Origin of the sequence: Microbacterium psychrotolerans (genome assembly GCF_031085295.1) — a bacterium.
GTDB lineage: Bacteria > Actinomycetota > Actinomycetes > Actinomycetales > Microbacteriaceae > Microbacterium > Microbacterium psychrotolerans.
This window is the reverse complement of sequence record NZ_JAVFWO010000001.1, coordinates 887,276-908,371: the sequence shown is the minus strand read 5'-3', so window position 1 is coordinate 908,371 and position 21,096 is coordinate 887,276. Positions and strand designations below refer to the sequence as shown.

The 21,096-nt window shown below is 68.4% G+C and carries 20 protein-coding genes; 9 read left to right on the top strand and 11 right to left on the bottom strand.

From position 1 onward, the window contains the following. Window positions 1-6: 6 nt before the first annotated feature. Window positions 7-861 carry a TIGR03619 family F420-dependent LLM class oxidoreductase gene (locus Q9R08_RS03945; RefSeq protein WP_308866523.1) on the top strand — a complete coding sequence of 285 codons (855 nt, stop codon included), beginning with the start codon at window positions 7-9 and terminating at the stop codon, window positions 859-861. Window positions 862-881: 20 nt separating this feature from the next. On the opposite strand, the gene Q9R08_RS03940 is transcribed toward Q9R08_RS03945, so the two are convergent. From Q9R08_RS03940 to Q9R08_RS03925, 4 genes are read right to left on the bottom strand one after another with little or no spacing between them, the layout of a single operon-like run. Next, window positions 882-1,619, bottom strand: a complete 738-nt coding sequence (locus Q9R08_RS03940; protein ID WP_308866522.1) for a glucose 1-dehydrogenase — start codon at window positions 1,617-1,619, stop codon at window positions 882-884. A 51-nt stretch (window positions 1,620-1,670) separates the two neighbouring features. Beyond that, window positions 1,671-2,702: an ABC transporter permease gene (locus Q9R08_RS03935; RefSeq protein WP_308866521.1), complete on the bottom strand. Its 1,032-nt coding sequence runs from the start codon at window positions 2,700-2,702 to the stop codon at window positions 1,671-1,673. Further along, window positions 2,699-3,658: an ABC transporter permease gene (locus Q9R08_RS03930; protein ID WP_308866520.1), complete on the bottom strand. Its 960-nt coding sequence runs from the start codon at window positions 3,656-3,658 to the stop codon at window positions 2,699-2,701. The genes Q9R08_RS03935 and Q9R08_RS03930 overlap by 4 nt, the downstream gene beginning before the upstream one ends. Beyond that, a complete protein-coding gene (locus tag Q9R08_RS03925) occupies window positions 3,655-5,160 on the bottom strand; it encodes a sugar ABC transporter ATP-binding protein (RefSeq protein WP_308866519.1) in 1,506 nt (501 codons plus the stop codon). Before Q9R08_RS03925 ends, Q9R08_RS03930 begins: the two co-directional genes overlap by 4 nt. A gap of 121 nt (window positions 5,161-5,281) precedes the next feature. Between Q9R08_RS03925 and Q9R08_RS03920 the strand changes: the two genes are divergently transcribed. The 5 genes from Q9R08_RS03920 to Q9R08_RS03900 all read left to right on the top strand — a co-directional run bounded on the left by Q9R08_RS03920 (window position 5,282) and on the right by Q9R08_RS03900 (window position 10,891). Beyond that, window positions 5,282-6,535, top strand: a complete 1,254-nt coding sequence (locus tag Q9R08_RS03920; RefSeq protein WP_308866518.1) for a substrate-binding domain-containing protein — start codon at window positions 5,282-5,284, stop codon at window positions 6,533-6,535. A gap of 94 nt (window positions 6,536-6,629) precedes the next feature. Continuing rightward, window positions 6,630-7,637 carry a fumarylacetoacetate hydrolase family protein gene (locus Q9R08_RS03915; RefSeq protein WP_308866517.1) on the top strand — a complete coding sequence of 336 codons (1,008 nt, stop codon included), beginning with the start codon at window positions 6,630-6,632 and terminating at the stop codon, window positions 7,635-7,637. A gap of 4 nt (window positions 7,638-7,641) precedes the next feature. After that, on the top strand, window positions 7,642-8,250 hold the full coding sequence (locus Q9R08_RS03910) for a cupin domain-containing protein (protein ID WP_308866516.1): 609 nt from the start codon (window positions 7,642-7,644) through the stop codon (window positions 8,248-8,250). Further along, window positions 8,247-10,223 (top strand): acetoacetate--CoA ligase, encoded by a 1,977-nt coding sequence (locus Q9R08_RS03905; RefSeq protein WP_308866514.1) that lies wholly within the window; start codon window positions 8,247-8,249, stop codon window positions 10,221-10,223. The genes Q9R08_RS03910 and Q9R08_RS03905 overlap by 4 nt, the downstream gene beginning before the upstream one ends. Window positions 10,224-10,279: 56 nt before the next feature. Next, on the top strand, window positions 10,280-10,891 hold the full coding sequence (locus tag Q9R08_RS03900; RefSeq protein WP_308866513.1) for a TetR/AcrR family transcriptional regulator: 612 nt from the start codon (window positions 10,280-10,282) through the stop codon (window positions 10,889-10,891). A 106-nt stretch (window positions 10,892-10,997) separates the two neighbouring features. On the opposite strand, the gene Q9R08_RS03895 is transcribed toward Q9R08_RS03900, so the two are convergent. Both Q9R08_RS03895 and Q9R08_RS03890 read right to left on the bottom strand, forming a co-directional pair. Next, entirely contained in the window at window positions 10,998-11,663 is a 666-nt protein-coding gene (locus Q9R08_RS03895; RefSeq protein ID WP_308866512.1) for a response regulator transcription factor, read from the bottom strand. After that, on the bottom strand, window positions 11,660-12,853 hold the full coding sequence (locus Q9R08_RS03890) for a sensor histidine kinase (protein ID WP_308866511.1): 1,194 nt from the start codon (window positions 12,851-12,853) through the stop codon (window positions 11,660-11,662). Before Q9R08_RS03890 ends, Q9R08_RS03895 begins: the two co-directional genes overlap by 4 nt. A 150-nt stretch (window positions 12,854-13,003) precedes the next feature. On the opposite strand from Q9R08_RS03890, the gene Q9R08_RS03885 reads away from it, so the two are divergent. Further along, window positions 13,004-13,696, top strand: a complete 693-nt coding sequence (locus Q9R08_RS03885; protein WP_308866510.1) for an ABC transporter ATP-binding protein — start codon at window positions 13,004-13,006, stop codon at window positions 13,694-13,696. Beyond that, on the top strand, window positions 13,693-15,003 hold the full coding sequence (locus Q9R08_RS03880) for an ABC transporter permease (protein WP_308866509.1): 1,311 nt from the start codon (window positions 13,693-13,695) through the stop codon (window positions 15,001-15,003). Before Q9R08_RS03885 ends, Q9R08_RS03880 begins: the two co-directional genes overlap by 4 nt. Before the next feature lie 112 nt (window positions 15,004-15,115). Here the strand turns inward: Q9R08_RS03880 and Q9R08_RS03875 are convergent, their stop codons facing one another. Beyond that, the gene (locus Q9R08_RS03875; protein ID WP_308866508.1) at window positions 15,116-15,793 is read right to left on the bottom strand and encodes an NAD(P)-dependent oxidoreductase; all 678 of its coding nucleotides are present in this window, start codon (window positions 15,791-15,793) and stop codon (window positions 15,116-15,118) included. Between the two features lie 97 nt (window positions 15,794-15,890). Next, window positions 15,891-16,484, bottom strand: coding sequence for a flavin reductase family protein (locus tag Q9R08_RS03870; RefSeq protein WP_308866507.1), 594 nt, complete (start codon window positions 16,482-16,484; stop codon window positions 15,891-15,893). Between the two features lie 267 nt (window positions 16,485-16,751). Here Q9R08_RS03870 and Q9R08_RS03865 point away from each other — a divergent pair, with 267 nt between their 5' ends. After that, window positions 16,752-17,234: a VOC family protein gene (locus Q9R08_RS03865; RefSeq protein WP_308866506.1), complete on the top strand. Its 483-nt coding sequence runs from the start codon at window positions 16,752-16,754 to the stop codon at window positions 17,232-17,234. 70 nt (window positions 17,235-17,304) lie between these two features. Here Q9R08_RS03865 and Q9R08_RS03860 read toward each other — a convergent pair whose 3' ends face one another. Genes Q9R08_RS03860 through Q9R08_RS03850 form a run of 3 tightly spaced genes read right to left on the bottom strand, consistent with a single transcriptional unit; the run spans window position 17,305 to window position 21,019 of the window. Then, complete coding sequence (locus tag Q9R08_RS03860; protein WP_308866505.1) at window positions 17,305-18,339, bottom strand: ABC transporter permease; 1,035 nt, start codon at window positions 18,337-18,339, stop codon at window positions 17,305-17,307. Further along, on the bottom strand, window positions 18,336-19,916 hold the full coding sequence (locus tag Q9R08_RS03855; protein ID WP_308866504.1) for a sugar ABC transporter ATP-binding protein: 1,581 nt from the start codon (window positions 19,914-19,916) through the stop codon (window positions 18,336-18,338). Before Q9R08_RS03855 ends, Q9R08_RS03860 begins: the two co-directional genes overlap by 4 nt. Further along, complete coding sequence (locus tag Q9R08_RS03850; RefSeq protein WP_308866503.1) at window positions 19,913-21,019, bottom strand: sugar ABC transporter substrate-binding protein; 1,107 nt, start codon at window positions 21,017-21,019, stop codon at window positions 19,913-19,915. Before Q9R08_RS03850 ends, Q9R08_RS03855 begins: the two co-directional genes overlap by 4 nt. Window positions 21,020-21,096: the final 77 nt, after the last annotated feature.

The following is a 21,096-nucleotide window of genomic DNA, read 5'->3' as shown; positions in this document are numbered from 1 at the left end:
GGCGGGATGAAGGTCGGCGTGCTCCCGCTCTCGTCGCACATCGCCGACCCGGCGTGGCTGACCGAGTTCGCCGCCGCGGTTGAGCGCACTGCGGCGGAGTCGGTGTGGATGTTCGAGCACGTCGCGCTGCCGTCGCAGTACCGGTCCGTCTACCCGTTCAGCCCGGACGGGAAGATGGGCGGCCCGGCCGATGCGGACCTGCCCGACCCGCCCCAGTGGCTGCAGCACCTCGCGGCCCTCACCGACCGCGTGAGACTTGCGACGGGGCTGATGATCCTGCCGCTGCACCATCCGCTGATCCTCGCCAAGCGCCTGGCGACCCTCGACCGCTTGTCGCGCGGACGTGTGATCGCCGGCTTCGGGATCGGCTGGCTGGCCGAGGAGTACGCGGCGCTCGGAGTGCCGTTCACCGAGCGCGGGCGACGGGCCGACGAGGCGCTGCAGGTGCTGCGCGCGGCGTGGGCACCCGGCGCTTCCGAGTTCGCGGGGCGCTACCACTCCTTCCGGGACCTGCACGTGAATCCGAAGCCGGTGGATCCGGCCGGCGTGCCGATCGTCTTGGGGGGCGGGTCGCGGGCCGCCATGCGCCGCGCGGCGCACTGGGGCGACGGCGTGTTCCTGCTCGGTCAAGACCTCGCGCACATCGGCGGCCTCCTGCAAATGCTGTACGAGGAGGCGGACGCGATCGGGCGGCCCCGGGAGCAGTTCGAGATCACCGTGGACGCTCCGGCGGACCGGAGGGCCGCCGATCGGCTGCGCTCCTGGCACGTGGACCGCGTCGTCGTGGCCGCTCCGGCCGACGATCTCGACACGTGGGAGCGCACCGTCGACCGCCGCTGCCAGGAGTTGCTCGAGGGCTGACGCGGGCCCGGCGCCGCCCGCTACTGCGCGGGCAGCCCGGCCGTCTCGCCGCCGTCGACCACGAACTCGGCACCGGTCGCGAACGAGCTCTCGTCGGAGGCGAGATAGACGATCAGCTCGGAGATCTCCTCCGGCCGGCCGGCGCGGTGCATCGGCACGTGTGCGAAGTCTTCGAAGAAGCCGTCGATCATGGGCGTGTCGATGTTGCCCGGGTGGACCGAGTTGACACGGATGCCCCGCGAAGCAAGCTCCATCGCGGCCGACTTCGTCAGACCGCGCAGTCCGAACTTCGACGCGTTGTAGCCGGCGACCCGCGCGAAGCCGCGCAGCCCCGCCGTCGAGGAGATGTTGACGATGGAGCCCGCCCCGGCGGCCGCCATCAGCGCAGTCACCGCTCGGATGCCCTTGAACGCGCCGGTCAGATTGATCGCGATGATGCGATCCCACGCGGCATCCTCGTATTCGTCGATGGGAGCGAAGTCCACGATCCCCGCGTTGTTCACGAGCACGTCGAGGCGCCCGAACGTCCTCTCGACCTGTGCGACCGCGGAAGCCCATTGCGGCGTGCTCGTGACGTCGAGGGCGATGAAGGAGACCGCGTCGCCGAGCGTTTCGGCGACGTCCCGGCCGTGGGCGTCGTCGAGATCGGCGATCACGACGCGACCTCCCTCGCGCGCGAGCGCCCGCGCGTGCGACACGCCCATGCCTCCACAGCCGCCGGTGACGAGCGCCACCTTGCCGTCCAGCCGTCCGCTCACGATCGCCCGCTCCGCGGGCTCAGCCGCGCGCGGGCGCCCCAGCGCTCCGGCTCAGAAGCGGTCCCGCACATGCCGCTCCCGCCCGTACAGCGCGACGACCGCGAGGATGATGATGCCGTACACGATGCGGCTCTGCGCCTCGGCGAGACCGCGGCTGGTGATGATCGTCGCGACGACGGTCAGGATGAGTGCGCCGAGCGCGGTGCGCGTGAAGCTGCCCCGCACCGACCCGAAGGTCGTCCCTCCGACGAGCACCGCCGCCAGGCCCGAGAAGAGGTACGGGTCGCCGGTGCCCTGCGCCCATCCCGATCCGAACGCCGCGATCAACATGCCCGCGATGCCGGCCAGCACGCCCGACAGGGCGAACACGCCCGCCCAGATGGCGGCCGTGTTCACTCGGGTCAGCGCCGCCGCCCGCGGGTTGACCCCGGTGGCGTACAACCGGCGGCCGGTCGCGGTGCGCGAGAGGAACAGCCACAGCACGACGCCCAGCAGGACGACGATCAGGATGATCGGCGGGATCGGCAGGCCGAACGTCGTTCCGGTGAGCTGCGCCAGCGCGCGCAGGTCCTCCGGCGGCTGGCCGTTGTAGTCGCCGTTCACGAGGAACATCGAACCGCCGGCGAGGACCGCGCCGACGCCGAGTGTGAGCACCAGCGGCTGGATCCGCAGCCAGTGGCACGCAGCCCCGACCAGTGCCCCGATGCCGCCGCACACGACGACGGTGACCAGCAGCGCGAACCACGTCGGCCAGCCGAGCCGGCTGGTGGCGTTGGAGGCGATCATCGCCCCGAACAGGATGTAGCCCGCGACGGCCAGATCCATCCCACCCAGGATGACCACGAGCGTCTGCCCCATGGCGGCGAGCGCGAGGAGCGACGCGAGAACCAGGATCGAGACGGCGGCCTGCGGCCTCGTCGCGAAGGCGGGAATGAGCGCGACCAGGACGGCGACGAGCACGATCAGCACGAGCACCTGGATGAAGGGGGTCTCCACGGCCCACCGGCGCACCCTCGCCCAGCCGCGGGCGGGAGGAAGCGGCACGGTCAATGATCGCGTGACGCCCGTCGAGGGTCCGGTCATGCGCGGCTCCTTGTCAGTCGCGGATTGAGGAGGGTCGCGCCCAGGAGCACGCCGAGCACGAGCACGAGCCCGTAGGTGACCTGGACGAGGCTGGGCTGCACACCGGCCGCCGTCAGCAGCTGCTGCACCAGATAGATGACCACTGCGCCGAGGAAGGCGCCCAGGAGCCCGCCGCGACCGCCGCCGAGGTTCGCGCCGCCGAGCACGGCGGCCGCGATGCCCAGCAGCGCGTAGGTCGTCGCGAGCGAGGACTGCGAGGACTGCAAGAGGGCCGACAGTGCGATGCCGCCGACGCCGGCGAACACACCTCCGAGCGTGTAGGACAGCACACGCACGAGGGTGACGTTCACCCCGGAGCCGTAGGCCGAGATGTCACTCTCCCCCGTGGCGAGCAGATTGCTGACGAATGCCGTCCGCCGCAGCACGAACCAGACGAGCGCCACGCCGCCCATCGTGATGGCTGCCGCGGGGAACCAGCCGAAGGACCCGGCGAGCGCCTCGCTCCAGTTCGGGGGCGCCGGCACGGGCTGCTTCGAGATGGTGACCGCGATGCCGACGAGCACGAAGAACACGCCGATCGAGGCGACGACGGGGTGCAGCCGCACCACCGCGACGAGGATGCCCGTGACCGTTCCGACGGCTGCTGAGGTGAGGAGCAGGATCGGCACGGCGACGTACCACTCTCCCCACCCTGCGGGGATCAGCACCGCGATGAAGAGGCAGTTGATCAGCGTCGCCAGCGGCCCGACCGAGATGTCGATGCCGCCCGAGAGGATCGCCGGAGTCGACGCGAATCCAACAAGGACGAACGGCGCGAGGGTCGCCAGCGTCGCGGGCAGCCGCTCGGGGGCGAGGAAGCTCGGGCTCACGATCAGATTGACGACGAGCAGGATGAGCGCGAGCACGAAGGCGAACGCCCAGCTGCGCCGCTGGAGGATGCCCTGCACGCGGCTCATGCGACCGCTCCCGCCCGCCGACCGAAGTAGGCGGCGACGACCGCCTCGCTCGTGAGGCTCTCGCGAGGGATCTCTGCGAACACCGACTGGTCCCGGAACACGAGCACGCGATCGACGAGCTCCACCAGCTCCTCCACTTCGCTCGAGAGCAGGACGATGCTCATGCCGTCTGCGCACAGTCGATCGAGGATCGTGTAGATCTCACGCTTGGTCATGATGTCCACTCCTCGCGTCGGGTCGTTCAGCAGCAGCACCTTCGGGTCGGTCGCGAGCCATCTGGCGAGGACCACCTTCTGCTGGCTGCCGCCCGAGAGACTCGAGATCGGGTCGTCCTGCGTGCCGAGTCTGATCTTCAGCGCCGACACGAACTCCGCGAACCGCTTCCGCATGCGCCCGCTGCTCAGGAGCACGCCCCGGCGGTCCTGCCGCAGTGTCGGAAGGGCGAAGTTGTCGCGGATCGACATCGACTCGAACAGCGACTCGCCCCGGCGCTCGCGCGGGAGGTAGGCCACCCCGAGCTTCGCGCCGTTGCCCGGCCGGACGCCGATGTCGGGGCTGAGCACCCGGGTCACCGCGCCCGGGCCGGCGGTCACCCCGGCGAGGCGCTTCAGGAACGCGTCCTGGCCGTGACCTTCGAGTCCTGCGAGTCCGACGAGCTCGCCGGCACGCAGGGTGAGGTCGATCGGCGCCGCGCCGGCGGCGAGTGTCACGCCATCGGCGCGCAGCGTCGGATCACCCAGCGGGCGGTCGCGGTCGAGCCCGTGGATCACCCCGCTGGTCCCGGTCATGTCGGCGATGAGGCGGTCCACCGAGAGGTCCCCACGGTCCACGGTCGAGACGGTGCGGCCCGACCTGAGCACGGAGACCCGGTCCGAGATCTCCTGGACCTCGTCCATGCGATGCGAGATGAACAGCACGCCGACCCCGTCGGCGGTGAGCCGGCGGATCTCTGCGAAGAGCCGGTCGCGGGTGCGCACGTCGAGCGCTGCCGTCGACTCGTCGAGGACGAGGGTGCCGGGATCGCGCACCAGCGCCCGGGCGATGCAGATCGCCTGCCGTTCCGAGAGCGAGAGCGTTCCCGCGGGGGCGTCGAGGTCGATGCCGTCGATGAGACGGCCGAGGGTGTCGGCCGCGATGCGCCGCTGCGCGGTGCGAGCAAGACGCCGGACGAACACGCCGTCGGTGCCGAGCCAGATGTTGTCGAGCACCGACTGGCTGGTGGCGGTGAGCACCTCCTGGAACACGACCGCTATCCCCCGCCGGTGGGCCTGCCGGGGGCTGCGCAGCGTGAGCGGCGTCGCGCCCATCGTCAGCGAGCCGGAATCGGGGCGGTGGACGCCACCGATGATCTTGACGAGCGTCGACTTGCCGGATCCGTTCTCGCCGAGGAGCGTGTGCACCTCGCTGGGGCGCAGCTCCAGTTCCGCGTCCACCAGGGCGCGCGTGGCACCGAAGTGCTTGCTGATCCCGGTGAGCCTCAGCCCACTCCCGGCAACCGACATCTTGACTCCTCGTCGAGTTCACCCACAGAGGGCGGTACATCAGATACTAGACGAACCGTATCGAATGTGTCTATCCTGAACTCGCGCAACGGATGCGCCCACTCAAAGAGGAGTTCCACACATGCTCAAGCCCACACGCATGGCGCGGATGGGAACCGTCGCCACAGCACTCGCCGCCATCGGTGCCCTCAGCCTGTCCGGCTGTACGCCCGCCGCGACCGACAACCCCACCGACACCGCGTCGGCCTCAGCCGCGGGTGAATGCGGCTCCGTCCCGCAGCTCGGCGCCAACGACCCAAACGGCCTGCTCGACGACTTCAGCGCAGATGTCAAGGCGGGATACAACGCCTACGGCATCGAGGTGCAGGAGTCGGCCTGGGCGGACTGGAAGTCCGACAAGACCGAGGGCTTCACCGCCGCGATCGTCGGACAGGCCCCGGCCGCCCCGTACATCGCCACCTACCAGGCGCAGCTGCTCGAATCGCTCAAGGCGCAGGACGTCGAGGTCGTCGCCAATCTCGCACCGAACGACCCGACTGACGTGCCCGGACAGATTCAGATGTTCAACCAGGCCCTCTCGCTTCAGCCCGACATCATCTTCCTCAACCCCGCCGCACCGGAGGCGGCCATCGATCTGGTCGCCCAGGCGCACGACGCCGGGATCCCCGTGATCTCGACCGTGGTGCCGCTGGACTCGCCCTACGCCATCAGCCTGACCAACAACTCGAATCTCCAGGCGATGGAGACCGCCGCCGGCGTCCTCGGTGCCATCGGCGGCAGCGGGACGGTGCTGCAGGTCGACGGCGTCCCCGGCATCCCGCCGCAGCTGTTCTTCGAGGACGGCATCGCCAAGGCGCTCGAACTGTGCCCGGACGTCTCGATCGTCGGCCAGGTGCAGGGCTTCTTCCAGCCTCCGGCGGCACAGCAGGCCGTCGTCCAGTACCTTGCGACCAATCCCGCGGGAGTGGATGCCGTGTTCCAAGCCGGATCGATGGGCTGGGCGATCCGCGACGCGTTCGAGCAGGCCGGCATGCCGGTCCCGCCGATTCAGGACATCAACGCGTCGCAGGGCATGGCCGCGTACGCGGCGGCGAACCCCGACTACCCGTACTTCGGCACGGCGACCCCGCCGATCCCGGCCGCGAAGGCGGCTGCTCAGATCGGTCTCAAGGTGCTCGCGGGCGCGGGACCGAAGGTCAACCAGATCGCCTGGGGGCCCTACGTCGTCGACCAGGAGAACATCGGCGACGTCGTGGACCCGTCGTGGTCCGAGTCCGACGGCACGGATCTGACTGTGGATGGGGTCTACCTCACCGACGACCAGATCGCGGAGTTCTTCAACAATCCGGAACTGGGCCCGCAGACAGCCGAGTGAGCCCAGGGGTGGGCGGCATCGCCGCCCACCCCTTCGCCGCTCGCAAATCCGATACCATACGTTGCGTATCGCATTGAGAAAAGGAAGTTGTACCATGAAGCTCGGACGAATCGCCGTCGACTCCCCCGATGGCCGCGAGGTGCGCGTCATCGCGGCAGAGCCCGAGAACAACCGCGTCGTGGATCTGCGACGGGCGTACGCGCTCGCCCTTCAGCGGGGCGGGGCTACCGAGGACGGCGCCCGTCACCTCGCTGCGGCGACGTTCGGCGACCTCACGCGCGGCATCTCCACCGGCGACTTCTTCCTCGAAGCCGCACATCGCGCGCTGACCGCCGCCGACGACGCCTCCACACCGCTGGACGACGCGACCTTCGTCGCCGCGATCAAGCCGCCGGTGCTCCGAGACAGCCTCACGTTCAACGGGCACATCAAGAACTTCTTCGGCAACGTCATGAAGACCACGCCGACCAGGGCGGTGTACGAGCGTCCGGGATTCTTCAAGGGCTCCACGGCGACCCTCTACGGCTCGGGTGAGACCGTCCCCTACCCGAGCATCACGGAGCAGCTGGACTACGAGCTCGAGATCGGCTACATCATCGGCAAGCCCGGCCGCAATGTGACGCCCGAGCGCGCCTTAGACCACGTGTTCGGCATCACGATCTTCAACGACTTCAGCCTCCGCGATGTGCAGGTCCTGGAGAGCCCCATAGGCATGGGGGCGCAGCACTCCAAGGACTTCGCCTACGGGATCGGACCGTGGATCGTCACCATGGACGAGATCCCCTCGATCATCGGACTCACCGGGCAGGTGCGCGTCAACGGCGAGGTCTGGTCGGACACCCGCGTCGAGGACTTCATCTGGACACCGGAGGAGACGGTCTCGTACGTCTCGCAGTTCGACGGCCTGCAGCCGGGCGACCTGATCGGATCGGGCACCATGGCCTTCGGCGCGGGCGCCGAGCTGCGCCGCTTCCTGCAGCCGGGAGACCTGCTCGAACTCGAACTCGAACGCGTCGGCGTGCTCCGCTCCCCGATCGCGGCTCAGAAGGAGACCCCGTCCTGGTGGCCGACCCCCCAGCCGTTCCCGTTCGAGGAGGCCTGAGCGCATGACCGAATCTCCCCGAGTGCGCCGCGTCGTCACCGGTCACGACGACGACGGCCGTGCCGTCATCCTCATCGACGGCATCGCCCCGAACGCCTTCGCGTCCGAGGTCATCCCCGGCTTCGGCGCCGCGGTTCCCTGGCTGACAGCCTACCCCGCCGACCATGTGTCCGACGACGACCCCGTCGGCCCGGGGTCGGCCACGCCCACGTTCCCCCGCGCCGGCGAGACGGTGTTCCGCATCGCGGAGTTTCCCCCGGACGCCTCCTATCCGAGCGACGCCCAGGACCGCATCTTCGACGAGATCGACGGAAAGGCCGAGGCCGCCGAAGGGGCGAGGCACTCCGGGGGAAAGCACTTCTGGTTCCACCGCACCGACTCCCTCGACTACGCCATCGTGCTCGAGGGCGAGATCACCCTGCTGGTGGACGACGGCGAAGCGACGCTCCGGGCCGGCGACGTCGCCGTGCAACGCGCGACGAGCCACGCGTGGTCGAACCGCACCGACCGCATCGCGCGCGTCGCGTTCGTCCTGATCGGCACCGAGCCCCTCTCGGCAGACGAGATCGCCGCCCAGCGCCGCGGCATCCCGGTGGAATCGGCGCGCCCATGATCGTCGACGCCGAAGCCGGCATCGGCGAGGTCGCGTGGCGACTCGACCCGTCCCTCGAATCGCAGACGAACGTCGCCCGCTTCGCCGATTTCCTGCGTTCCCGCGGCGTCGAGCTCGGCGAAGACTACGAGGACCTCTGGCAATGGTCGGTCGACGAGCCCGAGCACTTCTGGTCGGCGTGGGCGGACTTCGCCGGCGTGGCGATGAAGGGTGCCTCCGGCGTCGTCTGCAGCGCGGATCCGATGCCCCGCACCCGCTGGTTCCCCGGCCGTCGACTCAACTACGCCCGGGAGCTGCTCGCCGGGCACGAGGGCACGGCGATCGTCGCGATCTCGGAGAGCGGCGAGCGCACCGAGATCACGTTCGCGCGACTGCGCGCCGATGTCGCGGCCTTCGCTGCGAACCTCCGCGAAAGCGGAGTGGGTCCCGGTGACCGCGTGGTCGGCATCCTTCCGAACATCCCCGAAGCGGTGATCGGGCTGTTGGCGACAGCGTCCATCGGAGCGGTGTGGTCGGTGTGCGCGCCCGAGTTCGGCCCGGGGGCGATCGTCTCCCGTTTCGCCCAGCTCGAGCCGACGATGCTGATCGCGGCGCCCGGCTATGAGCTGGGCGGCACGGACCGGCACCGCGGAGCCGAACTGGCCGAGGTGCTGCGCGGTCTGCCGACCCTCCGCCGCATCGTCTGGGTGACCGGTCACACGCGTGCGCGCCCGGTCGACACCGCGGTGGCATCGTGCGACTGGGCCGAGGCCGTCGCCGCCCCCGCCGAGGCCGACTTCGCCGACGTCGAGTTCGACCACCCGCTGTGGGTGCTGTTCTCGTCCGGCACGACGGGCGTCCCTAAAGGCATCGTGCATGGCCACGGCGGTGTGCTTCTCGAGCAGCTGAAGCTCTGCAGCATCCATGACGACATCCGTCCGGGCGATCGTGTTCTCACGATCGCATCGACCAGCTGGGTGGTGTGGAACGGGCTGGTCGCCGCCCTGGGACTGGGCGCCGCCATCGTGCTGCTCGATGGCAACCCCACCCATCCCGCGCTGGACCGCCTCTGGCAGGTGGCAGGTGCCGAACGGGTGAACGTGCTCGGCGTGGGCGCAGGTTTCGTCCATGCGTGCGCGAAGGCGGGACTCGAGCCCGCTCGCGACCACGACTTCTCGGCCTTGAGGGTGGTGACCGTCACGGGCTCCCCGCTGTCTCCCGACGGCTTCCGATGGGTCTACCGGAGCGTCGGAGATGTGTGGCTCACGTCGCAGAGCGGTGGCACCGACATCGCTTCGATCTTCGTGGGCGGGGTACCGACTCTGCCCGTGCGCATCGGGTACATCCAGGCCCCGGCGCTGGGCGTACGCGTGGAGTCCTGGAACGAGAACGGCGAACCCACGCTCGGCCGAGGTGAGTTGGTGGTGTCGGCACCGCTGCCGTCCATGCCGCTGCAGTTCTGGGGAGACCCCGGCTTCGAGCGGTATCGCGACAGCTACTTCACGATGTTCCCGGGCGTCTGGCGGCACGGCGACTTCATCGAGTTCTCGAGCGACGGCATCGTGATCCACGGGCGTTCCGACTCGACACTCAACCGCAACGGCATCCGTCTCGGCTCTGCCGACATCTACGCAGCGGTGGAGGGGGTACCCGAGGTGACGGAGGCGATGATCGTAGGAGTCGAGATCGGCGCCGACTACTACATGCCGCTGTTCGTCGCCCTCACTCCCGGAACGGATGCGGACGACGCTCGCGCGGCCATTCGCACAGCGATCCGGACGCATCTGTCGCCTCGGTACCTACCCGACGACATCATCGTGATGCCAGCCATCCCTCACACGAAGACCGGCAAGAAGCTGGAGGTCCCGGTCAAACGCCTGCTCCAGGGGAAGAAGGTCGACGAGGTCGTCGACCCCGGCGCCGTCGACGACGCGGCGCTACTGGAACGCTATGCGGCTTTCGCGGCCGCCACGAGCGCCCGGAGCGCCAGATGAGCGGGCGCGCCACAATGAACGTTCCGTATCGGACGCCGAGGACCTAGGGTCTACCCGTGGCAATTCGCAGTGAACAGAGCCGACAGGCGATCCTCCAGGCGACGATGAAGCTGCTCGACGAGCGCCAGCCGGATTCGATGTCGGTGCAGCAGCTCTCGATCGAGCGCATCGCGCGCGAGGCGGGAGTCAGCAAGACGACTATCTATCGCTGGTGGCCGAGCAAGGCCGCCGTGATCATCGACACCTTCCTGGAGAACCACATTCTGCAGACGACCATGAGGGACGATCTTCCCGCCGTCGATGCCCTCCGTGAGCATGTCATCTCGCTCGCGAAGGTCTACGCCGGTTACGAGGGCCGACTCATGGCGCAGTTGATCGCCGAGAGCCAGTACGACACGGCCACTCTTGACACGTTCAAGACGCTCTTCTGGCGGCCTCGCCGCGAGGTGGTCAACCGCGTGATCGAGCGGGCGATCGCCGAAGGCGCCATCCGCGGCGGCTACACCCCTGATGAGCTCGCTGAGGCAATCTACGCCCCGATCTACTTCCAGCTACTCTTCCGTGAGGGCGCGTTCGATGCCGACACCATCGCCGCTGGCTTCGAGCTCGCACTCCACGGCATCGCCGGACCGCGGCACACCAGCGGATCGGCTGCCGGGATCGCCTGATCTTCGTCCGGCACAGCACCGTGACGTCTTCGCCCGGCCCGTTCGTCGCCATGACGAATCGCCCGGCCGGCCGCGGGCGGACCGAGAGTGGGCCCCACGATCGCCTTTACATCCCGGGAACGAGCAGCCCGCTCTCGTATGCGGCGATCACCAGCTGCGCGCGGTCGTGCGCACCGAGCTTCATCATGATTCGCTTCACATGCGTCTTCGCGGTGTGCGGTGAGATGAACAGTTCTGTCGCGATCTCATCGTTGGAGCGGCCCCGAGCCACCTGACGCAGCACCTCGGTCTCGCGTTCGGTGAGCTGTTCCAGCCCGGCCACCCCTGGCCCCGCACTGCCCGATGCGGGAAGAACATATCGCGTGATGAGGGCGCGAGTCGCGGCGGGCGAGAGGAGCGCCTCGCCAGCGTGAACGGCTGCGATGGCCCGGACGATGTCCTCCGGCTCCGCCCCCTTGCCGATGAAGCCGCTAGCACCGGCACGCAGCGCCGCGACGAGATACTCGTCCTCTTCGAACGTCGTGAGGATGAGCACGCGTGTCTCGGCGAGCTGCGGATCGGCGCAGATCCGCGCCGTCGCTTCGATGCCGTCGCGTTCGGGCATCCGGATGTCCATCAAGACGATGTCCGGACGCAGCCGGCGCGCGAGCTGCTCCGCCTCCACACCGTCCACGGCCTCGCCGACCACCTCTGCGACCCCCGCGCTCTCGAGCAGGTCTCGCACCGCGGCACGGATGAGGGTCTGGTCGTCGGCGATGAGCACTCTGATCACCGTTCCTCCTCCTCAGGGATCGGCAGGGTCACCACGAGGCGGAACCCTGTCGCGGAGTCACCGGTCTCCATGGTCCCGCGCACGGCGGCGACCCGCTCGCGGAGGCCGATGAGCCCGAAGCCGACAGGAGCATCCGGGTCTCGCAGCTCCGTCGATCGGTCGACGGGGTTCGTCACGATGATCCGCGCACTCTCGTCCGCCACGTCGATCAGCACGTGCGCGCGGTGCTCGGAACCGTGCTTGAGGGCGTTGGTCAGACCTTCCTGAACGACGCGGAAGGCCACGGCGTCGCTCGGGATCGGCAGCCTCGCGGGATCGCCCTCCACGCGGGTCACCACGGCGAGCTCGGAAGCGCCGAAGGAGGCGACGAGCGCGTCGAGCTGCCGTAGGCTGGGCTGCGGCGCATCCGCGGCGCCGCCACCGGCTCGCGGCTCCTCGGCCCGGAGGACCGCAAGCAGATCCCCGATCTCGCCCAGCACCGCGCGCGAAGCAGAGCGGATGGTGGCCAACGCCTCTCGTGCCTTCTCCGGCCTGCTCTCGAGGGCGGATGTCGCTACACCGGCGTTCAGGCTGACCACGGAGATCTGGTGGGCGACGGCGTCGTGAAGGTCACGTGCGATCCGGAGGCGTTCCTCGCTGACTGCCCGCATCGCCTCCGCCTCACGGGTCTGCTCTGCGCGGATGGCGCGCTCGGTCACGGCATCGAGATACTCGCGCCGCGATCGCGTCGCATCGCCTCCGGCAGCCGCGAGCGCGATCGACACCACAACCTGGAACACACGCGGTTCGAGGATGTCGCCCAGGGTGATCGTCGCGACCGTTGCGATGACGACCACAATCACCCCAAGTGCGACGAGCGACGACCGGCGCGGCAGTCGATTCGCGGCACCGAACATCGCGACGACGACCGCCAGCAGCACACCGGGCGAGATGAAGCCGAGGAATCCGCAGGCTATGTATATCGCCACGCAGGCGCCGAGCACGCCCAACGGCCAGCGGCGTCGCAACGGAAGCAGCGCGGCCGGAAGCAGCGACGCCGCGACTTGGAGCGGGTCTTGGGGGAGCAGTGCAGGGTCCGGATACGGCACGACGACGGCGCCCACGATGAGGATCGCGGCGATGATGTCGCCGACCCAAGCGGGCGGACGATGAGGCGACCGCAGCGGCTCTTCTCCTGCACGGCTCGGCACGACTCCAGTGTGCCGGGTTCGTCGCGCGCACGCGTGACCCGGTGGGGTGATCGCGAAGTACCCCCGCCGGGGTATGCGAGTGTCTCCGGCCGGGGGACGCGTGGTGCACGTCCCCCGGCGAGGCTGATGGAGACCCCTGGGAGGAGACCCATGACCACCCCCCTCATCTCGATCACGGACGTACACAAGACGTACGGCCGTGGCCCCAACCGCTTCGAGGCGTTGCGCGGCGTGAGCCTGGAGATCAACGCCGGCGAGAGCATCGCCATCATTGGCAAGAGCGGATCGGGCAAGTCCACGCTCATGCACCTGCTCGCACTGCTCGACGCCCCGACCGACGGGAACATCGCGCTGGAGGGTGTCGACACGAGTCGGCTTCGCGGCGGGGCGCTGAACGGGACCCGCAACAAGACCTTCGGGTTCGTCTTCCAGCAGTTCTTCCTGACGCCCAACACGTCGGTGCTCGACAACGTCGTGCTTCCGTTGAAGATCGCGGGTGTCAGGCGCGGCGAGCGCAAGCGCCGCGGCCTCGCAGCCCTCGAGCAGCTCGACCTCGCCGACAAGGCGCGCAACAAGTCGACCAATCTGTCGGGCGGCCAGAAGCAGCGCACTGTCATCGCACGCGCGCTGGTCAACAATCCCAGGGTCATCTTCGCCGACGAGCCGACGGGCAACCTGGATACGGTCACGGGCGGTGTCGTGGAGGACATCCTGTTCTCGCTCAATCGCGAGCACGGCATCACGCTCATCGTCGTCACGCACGACGAGGACCTCGCCGCCCGCTGCGACCGGCGCATCCACATCCGCGACGGCGTCATCCTCCCCGAGGAGGTGGCGGCATGAAGACCGGCGACCTGATCACCTCAGCCGTCTCGAACGCCTTCCGTTCGAAGACGCGCACGCTGTTGACGATCCTCGCGATCTTCGTCGGCGCCTTCACCCTGACGATCACCAGCGGGCTGGGGACCGGCATCAACCGCTACATCGACGACACCGTCTCGTCGATCGGCGCGGAGGACGTCATGGCGGTCACCAAGACCTCGGACTCCACCGCCGGGGGCATCCCCACGGGCGATCCCGTCGAGTACGATCCCGACGCGGTCGCCAGCGCGCAGCCCGGCCCGCCTGGCGCCGCGGGATCGGTGATCGCGATCACACCCGACGACCTCAAGACCCTGGCCAGCATCGACGGCGTGCTGCGCGTGGAGGCGACCAAGACCGTCACCCCGGACTTCATCCAGCATGATGGCGGGACTCGCTGGGTCATCGGGGCGGGGTCGCTCATCGCCGGCCAGACGGTGGAGCTCGCCGCGGGAACCATCCCGGACAGCGCTTCCGACGAGTATCAGGTCGCCGTTCCGCTTACCTTTGTGGACGCGCTCGGCTTCGATGACGCCGACGCGGCGATCGGCCAGACGGTCACCATCGCGGTGAGCGACCCGACCCGTGTCCAGCACGAGGTGGAGGCGACCGTGGTCGGCGTCGCTGAGGAAACCTTCACGGGCGGCGGTGCGAGCGCGCTCCCCAACCAGGCTCTGACGGACGAGCTGTTCGGGCTGCAGAACAGCGGCGTCCCCGCCGATGAGCAAGAGCGGTTCGCCAGCGCCAGCATCTGGTTCGACCCGCACGCCACCGCCGAGCAGATCGATGTTCTCCAGGCGGACCTCGAGGACGCTGGATTCACGGGAACCACCGTGGCCGATCAGCTCGGAGCCTTCACCGCGGTCATCGACGCGATCGTCCTGGTACTGAATGGCTTCGCTGTGATCGCGCTGCTGGCGGCGAGCTTCGGGATCGTGAACACCTTGTTGATGTCGGTGCAGGAGCGGACGCGGGAGATCGGCCTGATGAAGGCGATGGGCATGGGCAGCGGGCGAGTCTTCAGCCTCTTCAGCCTCGAGGCGATGTTCATCGGGTTCCTCGGCAGTGCGGTCGGCGTAGGGATCGGGATGCTGGTCGGAAGCGCGATCAGCACCGCGCTGGCAGACGGGCCGTTCGCCGATCTGCCTGGACTCTCGCTGATCGCATTCGATGCGGCATCCATCGTGACGATCATCCTGATCGTCATGGGAATCGCTTTCGTCGCCGGAACGCTGCCCGCAGCGCGAGGGGCGAAAGCCGATCCCGTCGACTCACTCCGTTACGAGTGAGACCACGGTGCGGCGGAATACGACCCCCGCGCTTGGCCGCACCGGCGGCCCCGATCGGAGTGAACGGGGCCGCTCCCGATGGGGTCTCATGGATTCGGACGCGGGAAGCGCCTCAGTGGATGGCGGTGAAGCGACGCCGACGATGCGCAGGCGTCTCGATCTCGTCGAGGATCGCCAGAGCGAGGTCGGCCGCCGAGATCGTGGAGGTTCCCTCTTCGTCTCGGAGGAGGATGTCGCCACCGAGCAGGTACGAGCCTTTCGACGGCGTACCCAGCCAGGATCCGAAATCCGCGGGCGGGCTCACATAGAACCAGTCGACCGAGGCGGGGCTGTCCTGCAGGAGGTCGAAGACCTTCAAGCCGGTCTCGATCTCGGGCTTGGCATCCGCGGGGAGCTGGTCACGCGCCACATCCCATAGACGAGGTCCATCGTCGGCGACGAGGAGCGACGAGGCCCCTCCGATGTACCCCAGACGTGTCGGGGTTCCCGCCAGCCTCCCGATGAGGCCCTCGATGACGGCTTCCTGCTTTCCGCCGGCAAGGTCGGAACGCGGTGAGAGTGCGACGACGACGACGTCTCGTCCGGCCACCGCATCTTCGAGGACCCCGCCGTCGAGGACGGATCCTGTGCGATACTCAACGCCGTCGATCTGCTCGGCAGGCGCCGACCGGCTCACAGCCGTGACCACATGCCCGCGTCGCCGACCTTCGGCGACGACCGCCGCGCCCGCGTAGCCGCTTCCTCCCAGCACCGTGATGCGTGCCACCTCGACTCCTTCCGTTCCGCTCATCTCATTCATCATTCTGCCCGTCTCGATCGCCGAGCTCCTCCGGGCCAGTGGGGCCGTCCCCTGCGACGACGCGCGTGCGCGATGTCCGCGACTTCGGTCACACGAGCGGGGACGAACGGTCCAGGGCCAGCCAGGTGCGGCTGTGATAGACCAACGGAGCATTGAGCGCGTCCCCGTCGTCGGCGGGCGCTTTCGCGTGCGTCACATTCACGACGATCAGACGAGAGGTGCCCGCCTCGAGGGTGTTGACGATCTCGCCCCTGAGCCGAACGGGGGGCTCGACGAAGTAGGGCTCCCCCGTGGGCAGCACACTCCACGAGTCGCGATCGGCGAAGCGGTCGACACCGCTGGTCGCGCAGAGTCGCGCAAGTTCGACGTTCGTGGTGTCGAGCAGGTGGACGACGACCGACGACGATCGAAGGATCGTCGGCGTCGCCGACGAGAGCGAGGACACCGAGAAGACGAGAAGCGGCGGTGTCGCACTGACGGAGAACACCGAGGTCGCGGTCATGGCCACGGGGCCGTCGCCCGCGTCGGCTGTGATGACGGCGACACCGGCGGCATGGTTACGGAAGGCCAACCGGAACTCGTCCGCCGAGATCCCCTCAACCAGCTCCGCATCGGCAGCGAGCGCGGCAGCGGGCGCCTCGTGGAAACGGCGATCGGATGTGATGTTCGACAGCATTGTCATTGTCCCTTCGTCCTCGTCCTCTCGCCGGCCAGGGGGCCTGCGGAGGTCGTGGGAAGAGTCAACTTCTCCGAAGCGGGCTGGACTCGCCCCGAGCAGCAAAAATCGCTGCCGCAGATTGGTTCGGTGAGCCAAGACAGCCCCGCCAGCGCCGACGGACGATGAGTGCAACCGAACGACACACAAAGAAGGGTTGTCGACGATGATCGAAGAAGATCTCACCCGTCCGCCAGCAGAACGAGGCGTCCGAGTAGAGGGCGGGGCCGTCTGATGGCCCGCGTTCAGCATCTCGCCGTGCGCGTGTCCGACATCGAGCGCTCCACGAAGTTCTATGTCGAGACCTTCGGAGGCAAGGAGGTTCTGCATCCCTACCACACCGGCGTCGAGATGACGGAAATCATCATGGGAGTCAAGGACACCGACTATCGGATCGGCTTCGTCGAGCTACCCGACGGTTTCGGCCTGGAACTGTTCCAGTTCATCCCGGACCGAAACCCGGTCATCGGCGTCCCGCAACCCCAGGCGTCCTTCATGCACTTCGCCATCGCCGTCGACGACGTCGCCGCAACACTGGCGCGCGGCGTCGCGCTCGGCGGCGAGAGCTTCGGCGACCCGAACGGCTGGGCCCCGAGCGACCCCGGCAAGTACGCCTACCTGAAGGATCCCGACGGCAACATCCTCGAGCTCAACGACACCACTTGGGAGCGCATCCTGACGTCGGCGACCGAGCTGTACCCCGAGGCCAAGCTGTAGCGAACGGACGGGATGCAGCAAGAAGGGCTGGGGTTCTCACCCCAGCCCTTCTTCCTTCCTGCCGGAAGCGTCAGCCGCCGACGCGATTGCGACGGCCGAGATAGGTGGACAGCCCGACCGCGACGAGCAGCACGACACCGTTGAAGACGTTGGTCGCCCAGCTGCTCGCACCCATCAGCGTCAGACCGCTGACCACGATGGATACGAACACCGCGCTGATGACCGTACCGATCACGTTGAAGAATCCCGGTGTGATGGCGGTGGCGCCGAGGAAGACGGCGGTGAGCGCGGGGAAGAGCAGCGCGCCGCCGTCCACGGCGGTCGCGCTCCCCAGCCGTCCCAGCTGGACGATGCCGGCGATGCCTGCGATGACGGCCGACACGACGAACGTCATCCACACGCTCCGATCGACCCGGATGCCGACGAGGCGGGCGCTGGAGGCGTTGGACCCGATCGCGTAGAGCGATCGCCCCGACGGAGTGTGCTGGAAGAAGTACCAGATCACCGCTGCCGCGACCACGACGAGATAGAACACCACGGGGAGGCCGAGCCACCTCAGCGAACCGAACGCGATCAGCGCGGAGTCCGCGGGAAGCACGAAGGTCTTGCCGGCGCAGTACCAGATGGAGACGCCCGACAGCAGAGTGGCCATTCCGAGGGTCGTCACGAACGGGTTCATCTTGAATTTGACGACGAACAGCCCGTTGAGGAATCCGATCGCCGCAGACAGGAGAAGAGGAAGCACGATCGCCACCCACAGCGGCACGTGCAGCTCGACCTGCAGGCCGGCCGAGAACACGAAGCTCGCGATCGCCGTGGCGCCGACCGAGAAGTCGAAGACGCCCGCCACGAGGGTGAACAGGGCCGCCAATGCGACGAGGGCGACGACGGCATTGCTCCCGAGCACGACGTTGAAGTTGTTGATCGTGGGGAAGGCGGTGCTGGCCGGGGGGACGACCGAGAAGAAGACGATCACCGCGATGGTGATGAAGATCAGGGCATACTTCTCCAACACCCCCACCACGGCGCGCGACGAGGTGACGGTGCTGGTGGGTGGAGCGGTCGTCTTCGGCGACTCGGCGGTCGTCGTGGCTTGCGCGGTCATGCGGCACTTCTTTCTTCGGTTTTCGGGCTGGAGAGCACCGCTGCGGCGAGCTCGTCGACGGACGTCTCGGCTGCGGCGACTTCACGGACGATGCGTCCGTCTGAGACGACGACAATCCGATCGCAGAGTGCATGGAGCTCGCCCAGGTCGCTGGAGACGATGACCGCCGCGTTGTCGTTGCGGGCTGATTCGCGGATGACGTCGTAGATCTCCGCGCGGGACATCGCATCGACCCCCTGGGTCGGCTCGTCCAGCAGCAGGAGACGAGGATCGCGCTGCATCCAACGGGCGAGAATCGTCTTCTGCTGATTCCCTCCCGACATCGATGCGAACAGGGCGTCCGGACCGGCGACCTTGATACGGAAGCGGCCGATCAGATCGACGGCGAACCTCCTGGCCAACGCCCCGTCCAGACGACCTCGGCGCCGCAGACGTGGGAGGACGGCGACGGAGAGGTTCTGGCTCACCGTGAAGTCGGCGAATGCCGCGTCACGTGATCGGTCCTCGGGGACGAGCGCGATTCCCGCCTTCATCGCCTGCTTGACCGTTCTCGGCGAGAAGTCCCGACCGTCGAGCAGCATCCGCCCCCGCTCCGGGCGGAAGCACCCGAATGCCAGCGAGAGCAGTGTCGACCTGCCCGAGCCCGCGAGCCCGGCGACACCCACGATCTCGCCGCGGTGCACGGTGAGGCTCACGTCCGTCAGCGGTCCTGCTGCGATCCCCTCGAATGCGAGCAAGGGGGCCGAGCGCGCATGCGAGATCGATCCTGTCGGCTCGAGAGCGCGCACCTGGCTCCCGGCCATGTAGGCGATCAGCTCCTCCTCAGACGGGGAGGAGTCGATCAGGTGCGCGGCCACCTTGCCGTCGCGGAACACGGTGAAGTCGTCCGAGACGGCGAGAACCTCCTGCATGCGATGACTCACGATGACGAAGGTCTGTCCCTGCGCGGCGCGCAGCCGCACCCTCTCGAGAAGCTCCGTCGACTCGCGGCGCCCGAGCGACGCGGTCGGCTCGTCGAGGACCACGATGAGCCGCCCCGACTCCTCGTCCTGCAATGCCCGGGCGATCGCGACGAGCGTCTTGTCGGCGGGTCGCAGCCGATGGATCGGGGTGTCCGGTGTACCGGCGATCCCGTACGCGGCGATCAGCGAGGCGACCCGCTCCCGGAGACGCTTCCAGTCGATGCCGCCCGCCGCGTGGACGGGGTAGCCGGATGCCAGCGCGAAGTTCTCCTCGATCGACAGGTCGTCGAAGAGTCCCAGATCCTGGTGGACGAAGCGCAGTCCGGCTCGTTCGGCATCCTCGGGACCGTACCCGGCGAGGTCGACCGGCACGCCGCCGACCTCCAGCTCCCCGCCGTCTGCCGCGTAGACCCCGGCGAGGACTTTGATCGTCGTGCTCTTGCCCGAACCGTTGCCGCCGAGCAATGCATGGATCGTTCCGGGACGGACCTCCAACGAGACGCCGTCGAGAACGCGCACCGGTCCGAAGCTCTTCACGAGCGCGTTGAGCCGCAGCACCGGCGGTTTCGATTCCGGATGCTGAGCCGCCCCCGTTCCAGCGGTGAGGTGGGTCATCCCTTGCCCCAGGAGGCGAGGTAGGCGGACTCCCAGTCGCCGCCGTCGAACGGGCCGGACGCGGGCAGGTTGTTGTCGGCATCGACCACCACCATCGGCTGCGCGCTGTATGCCGGCGACTGATCGGCGAGAACCCGGATCGCAGTGTCGACGGAGGCCCACTGCGCCCACCGCGTGGCTTCACCCACCGCGCCCAGGGTGATTCCGGCGTTCGATCCGCTCCGGATCAGGTCGAGAGTGGTCGTGTCGGAAGGCCCGCCCACGACGATCGTCAGGTCCTCGACGCCCGACTGCGCGATCGCCTGGTAGAGCCCGCCGGTGAGGAATCCGCCACCCGGGATCTGCAGCACGTTCACGTCGGGGTTGGCCAGGAGCGCGGTCGTCACCTTCTGGATGAAGCTGCCGCTGGCTGCTTCGGGGTCGGTGACGTCGACGTTCGCGACCACCTTGCCGCCGAGCTTCTCGAACTCGGTGACGAACCCGTCGGTGATCAGGGGGCCGAATCCGTTGGTCGTGTGGGTGAGTGTGATCGCTCGCGGGGCGTCTTCGGTGATGCCGTACGCCCAGTCCGCACCCAGCTGACCGTAAAGGGCCCACTTCTCGTCGAACGAAGTGCCTTCGAGCCACTGCGGCACGGCGTCCCACAGTGCGGGGTCGCAGTCGTCAGGCCCACCGCCGCCCACGATCGTGATCCCCGCATCGCGCGCCTCTTTGAAGGCGGCTTGCGCCGCCATGCAGCCGAAGCCCATGGGGATGATCACATCGGCGCCGGCCGCGATGGCCTGCCGGATGGCGGTGGCGAACCCCTCCGGACTGAGTTTGCCATCCGCGACCTCGACATCCCAGCCCGCCGCTTTGCCCCCCTCGACCAGGCCAGCTGTGCCTTCGGCGCACCCGGAGTTGGACTCGCCGCACGAGATGACGTACAGGCTGACATCGTCGGCGACATCGGCCGGTGGGAGCTCCAGGTCGCCGCCGAGTCCGGCATAGGCCTTGTCGAGTGCGGCTTGCGCCTCTGCCGACCGTTCCTGCGTCGCGGCGCCCTCGGGCGTCGCTCCTGTCGCGCATCCGGCAAGAGTCATCATGACGACGGCGGCTGTCACGAACGCCAGCGGCCCGGCGCCCGCTCGGTCAGCTCGGTGATTCGAATACATGATCGTGTCCGCTTCTTCCTGCGGCC

Excerpts from the sequence above, each read along its gene's own strand:
- Q9R08_RS03945 (WP_308866523.1), top strand. The coding sequence starts at position 7 with ATGAAGGTCGGCGTGCTCCCGCTCTCGTCGCACATCGCCGACCCGGCG.
- Q9R08_RS03935 (WP_308866521.1), bottom strand. The coding sequence starts at position 2,702 with ATGACCGGACCCTCGACGGGCGTCACGCGATCATTGACCGTGCCGCTT.
- Q9R08_RS03930 (WP_308866520.1), bottom strand. The coding sequence starts at position 3,658 with ATGAGCCGCGTGCAGGGCATCCTCCAGCGGCGCAGCTGGGCGTTCGCC.
- Q9R08_RS03925 (WP_308866519.1), bottom strand. The coding sequence starts at position 5,160 with ATGTCGGTTGCCGGGAGTGGGCTGAGGCTCACCGGGATCAGCAAGCAC.
- Q9R08_RS03920 (WP_308866518.1), top strand. The coding sequence starts at position 5,282 with ATGCTCAAGCCCACACGCATGGCGCGGATGGGAACCGTCGCCACAGCA.
- Q9R08_RS03915 (WP_308866517.1), top strand. The coding sequence starts at position 6,630 with ATGAAGCTCGGACGAATCGCCGTCGACTCCCCCGATGGCCGCGAGGTG.
- Q9R08_RS03910 (WP_308866516.1), top strand. The coding sequence starts at position 7,642 with ATGACCGAATCTCCCCGAGTGCGCCGCGTCGTCACCGGTCACGACGAC.
- Q9R08_RS03905 (WP_308866514.1), top strand. The coding sequence starts at position 8,247 with ATGATCGTCGACGCCGAAGCCGGCATCGGCGAGGTCGCGTGGCGACTC.
- Q9R08_RS03885 (WP_308866510.1), top strand. The coding sequence starts at position 13,004 with ATGACCACCCCCCTCATCTCGATCACGGACGTACACAAGACGTACGGC.
- Q9R08_RS03880 (WP_308866509.1), top strand. The coding sequence starts at position 13,693 with ATGAAGACCGGCGACCTGATCACCTCAGCCGTCTCGAACGCCTTCCGT.
- Q9R08_RS03875 (WP_308866508.1), bottom strand. The coding sequence starts at position 15,793 with ATGAGCGGAACGGAAGGAGTCGAGGTGGCACGCATCACGGTGCTGGGA.
- Q9R08_RS03870 (WP_308866507.1), bottom strand. The coding sequence starts at position 16,484 with ATGACAATGCTGTCGAACATCACATCCGATCGCCGTTTCCACGAGGCG.
- Q9R08_RS03865 (WP_308866506.1), top strand. The coding sequence starts at position 16,752 with ATGGCCCGCGTTCAGCATCTCGCCGTGCGCGTGTCCGACATCGAGCGC.
- Q9R08_RS03860 (WP_308866505.1), bottom strand. The coding sequence starts at position 18,339 with ATGACCGCGCAAGCCACGACGACCGCCGAGTCGCCGAAGACGACCGCT.
- Q9R08_RS03855 (WP_308866504.1), bottom strand. The coding sequence starts at position 19,916 with ATGACCCACCTCACCGCTGGAACGGGGGCGGCTCAGCATCCGGAATCG.